Below are 3,547 nucleotides of genomic sequence, written 5' to 3' on the forward strand. Positions count from 1 at the left end.
CCCATCGCCTCGCTGACGCGCGGTTCGGCGCCCATGAATTTTTGCCCGGCGATGGCGACCAGCGGCGCAAGGGCAGCGAGCACGATGCCGGCGATAACCGCGATCAGCACGGCGCGCCAGAACACCGCCTGTTCCTCCAGGGCATCGCCACGCCCGAACGCCTGTGCGACAAGGCCGGTGGTGCCCGAGCGCAGGAAATTGAAAGAGGTGAAGACGACGTCGAAGATCAATGCGCCGGCCGCCAGGCCGCCAAGCAAGGCGGCATCGCCGAACTGGCCGACGACAGCCGTGTCGACCAGGCCGAGCATCGGCGTCGTCAGATAGGCTAGCGTCATCGGCACCGCGATGGCGAGCACGGAGCGGTTGGTGACGACAAATGATCCGGAGTGAATCGGCGATCCCGAGAGGATCGGGGATCCGGCGTCGGCTGGGGTTGCACCTTTGTCCAAGGATTGCTGCCTTGCTGATTGCGGCTTGATGGAACCGTCGATGTGCCCCATTTTCCGGCCACCGCGCAATCACCTATCCCTTGACGGCCAACCGAAATCCCGGTCTGGCGTGAGCCAGCCGGATACGAGTTCATGCCTCTGCAGATCGTCCATCATCCCGACTACGACGCCGGCTTCGCCGTCAACCATCGCTTTCCGATGAGCAAATATCCCCTGCTGATGGAGGCGCTGCGGACACGCGGCCTCGCCGGCCCCGAGGCGCTCAGCACCGCCGAACCGGCGCCGGCTTCATGGCTGGAGCTTGCCCATGCGGCGGACTATGTCGACCAGGTCGTCAACTGCCGCGTGCCCGAAAAGATCGAACGCGAGATCGGTTTTCCGATCGGCCCCCGCGTCTCGCTGCGCGCGCAGCTTGCCACCGGCGGCACGGTGCTGGCGGCGCGGCTGGCCTTGCGCCACGGTATCGCCTGCAACACTGCCGGCGGCAGCCACCATGCGCGGCGCGCGCAAGGCGCGGGCTTCTGCACCTTCAACGATGTCGCCGTCGCCGCATTGGTGCTGCTGGCCGAAGGCGCGGCACGAAACATCCTGGTCGTCGATCTCGACGTGCACCAGGGCGACGGCACGGCGGATATTCTCGCCGATGACCCGCGCGTGTTCACCTTTTCCATGCATGGCGACCGCAACTACCCCGTGCGCAAGATCGCCTCCGACCTCGATGTCGCGCTGCCCGATGGCACGGGTGACGCTGCCTATCTCGAGAGGCTCGCCGCCATCCTGCCGGAGCTGTCCGCCCAGGCGCATTGGGACATCGTGTTCTACAATGCCGGCGTCGACGTCCATGCAGATGACCGGCTTGGCAGGCTGTCGCTGTCGGATGACGGTCTGCGCGCCCGTGACGACATGGTCATCAGCCATTTTCGCGCGCAGGGCGTTCCGGTCTGCGGCGTCATCGGCGGTGGCTATTCCACCGATGTGCCCGCCCTTGCCGCGCGCCACGCCATCCTGTTCGAGGTCGCCGCAGGCTACGCCCGGTAGTTCTTCAAGCATGATCTCGGGACAAACGGTTTCCGTTTGTCCGAGAAAACCGGTTCCCACTTTTCGGGATCATGCTCTACTTCCGGTAGTTGGCAAGCCTGAGCAGGATGAAGGCCGGCACGACGATAGCCGCGCCCAGCAGGATATAGCCGAGGAAGCGGTCGATGGCGTGGAAGCCGAGATTCCACAGGTCCATGAAGAACTTCCGGATGCCGTAGAGCACATCCATCGGCGACCAGCCGAAGGCATTCATGACCAGGCCGACGAGGAAAGACACCACCAGCAGTTTCAGGATCACCTTGAGCGGCGAGTCGCCAAGAAAGCGCGTCAGTGCGGACAAGGCTCGTCTCCCGATTGAGGCACCCAGGCTCGAGGGCGTCGGCCAGACATACGCACTTGGCTTGTCCGCTTCAAGCCGGGAGTTTTGCGGGATGCCAACGGCCTGCACCGCGCGATTGCATGGCAGGCTTGTGCTGCCAAACGGACTAAACCCGCGCCAGACTGTTAAATTTGCGTAAACAACATCGCTTTAATTTATTGAAAACAAAGCGAAAAACCTTCATTTTTCGATTTCCCGCAATGTGCGTGCAATTTTCGCCTGCGAGACGGTCGGCGTCTTTCAGGCGATTGGCCGCGCGGGCGATCTGACCCCCTACCACAACTGGCGAAAGCCAGTCCCAGGACCGCGCAACCATCCCTGAAAGACACCAAATCGGAGCCCGACCGCCTCAACGGTCGAGTTCTTCGGGAAACCTGCGCATCGATTGCCGGATGCGCGCGTGTGTTGGAGTAATGCAGTGTTCTCTCAAGCAAAGATCATCCTGACGGCAAGTGCCCTTGCCATGTACCTCCTGGGGCCGGCGATGGCCGCCGACCTTTCGCCCGCCTACAATGATCCCCCCGCGTTCCAGTGGAGCGGCGCCTATGTCGGCGTGCATGGCGGCACGGCGTTCACCGGGATGCCGAACCCGTTTGCCGGCAGGAATGGTCTCAGCGGCGGCGTTCAGGCCGGCTACAACCAGCAGATGGGTCCAGCGGTTCTCGGTGCCGAGATCGAGGGCTCCTATCTGGGCGGCGCCGAGCACGACGTCCGGGGCGGCAAGATCAAGGAAAAATGGCGCGGTGCCGCCAAGGCCAAGGCCGGCTTGAGCTTCGACCAGACGCTGCTGTTTGGAACCGGCGGCGTCGCCATGACCAAATTCGACAAGGGCGACAAGGTGAACGATATCGACGGATGGAAACTCGGCTATCTGGTCGGCGGCGGCATCGAGCAGGGTTTTGCCGGCGGCCTCTCGGCCAAGGTCGAATATGACTATGTGCGCACCCCAGGCGTCGAAACGACGTCCGCCCTGGGCAAATCCAAGGCGACGATCGGCAGCCATGAACTGAAGGCCGGCATCAACTACCGGTTCTAGGGCAGGCCATGGGTTCCGTTGAACCTGTTCTGTATTCTGCTTGAACGACCTTGCGCGGCGCCCGGATGCAACGGGGCCGCGCGATTGCTTTGCCTCCATCCGCACCGTCATCGACGCATGTCGGCAGACCGCATTTGGGTGCCAGGTCCTGCGTAATGCCGATGCAATCTTCACGTCCTAAAGCGCGTCGCATCGAAACGGATCATGCGGCCCGCTTCAGGTTTTGTTTTGTGCATGTCGTTGTCCCAAAACCGGGACCGCTTTTGGGCGACATGCATTCGGTGCCGCGGATGACCTTGATGACGGGAATCGGATATGTCCAAACGCAGCGCAAACCATCTGGTGTGGATCTCCAAGGCGTTCTTCATCGCGATCGTGCTGGTGCTGACGGGATGCGCCTCCGACATCATGAAGAACTACATCGGGCAACCGGTCGAATCGGTCATTCTGGACTACGGGCCGCCGACCGCCGTCGTTGATCTCGGCCGGGGCGAGCGGGCCTATCAGTGGCGGAAAATATCCACCAATGCGGTTTCCGGAAGCTCCAGCGGCGAAGTTCGCCACACAAAACACGGAACCGTCTACGAAGAAACCGAAACGCCTGGCTATATCGAGCGCCAGGAATGCTTCTATACGTTCTATGCC

General features: G+C 62.3%; 5 protein-coding genes. 3 read left to right on the forward strand and 2 right to left on the reverse strand.

The annotated features are described in order from the left end of the window. Window positions 1-410 (reverse strand): MATE family efflux transporter (locus tag EN879_RS28195; protein WP_245493877.1); only part of this gene is annotated, 410 nt, incomplete at its 3' end. A 171-nt stretch (window positions 411-581) separates the two neighbouring features. On the opposite strand from EN879_RS28195, the gene EN879_RS28200 reads away from it, so the two are divergent. Further along, the gene (locus EN879_RS28200) at window positions 582-1,487 is read left to right on the forward strand and encodes a histone deacetylase (RefSeq protein ID WP_063170026.1); all 906 of its coding nucleotides are present in this window, start codon (window positions 582-584) and stop codon (window positions 1,485-1,487) included. A 76-nt stretch (window positions 1,488-1,563) separates the two neighbouring features. Here EN879_RS28200 and EN879_RS28205 read toward each other — a convergent pair whose 3' ends face one another. Further along, window positions 1,564-1,827, reverse strand: coding sequence for a DUF6460 domain-containing protein (locus tag EN879_RS28205; RefSeq protein WP_013533620.1), 264 nt, complete (start codon window positions 1,825-1,827; stop codon window positions 1,564-1,566). Between the two features lie 457 nt (window positions 1,828-2,284). Here EN879_RS28205 and EN879_RS28210 point away from each other — a divergent pair, with 457 nt between their 5' ends. Both EN879_RS28210 and EN879_RS28215 read left to right on the forward strand, forming a co-directional pair. After that, window positions 2,285-2,902: an outer membrane protein gene (locus EN879_RS28210; protein WP_082826646.1), complete on the forward strand. Its 618-nt coding sequence runs from the start codon at window positions 2,285-2,287 to the stop codon at window positions 2,900-2,902. 315 nt (window positions 2,903-3,217) lie between these two features. Then, a partial coding sequence (locus tag EN879_RS28215) for a hypothetical protein (protein ID WP_127274392.1) occupies window positions 3,218-3,547 on the forward strand: 330 nt, incomplete at its 3' end.

Origin of the sequence: Mesorhizobium sp. M7A.F.Ca.AU.002.02.1.1, assembly GCF_003998535.1 — a bacterium.
GTDB lineage: Bacteria > Pseudomonadota > Alphaproteobacteria > Rhizobiales > Rhizobiaceae > Mesorhizobium > Mesorhizobium ciceri.

Excerpts from the sequence above, each read along its gene's own strand:
- EN879_RS28200 (WP_063170026.1), top strand. The coding sequence starts at position 582 with ATGCCTCTGCAGATCGTCCATCATCCCGACTACGACGCCGGCTTCGCC.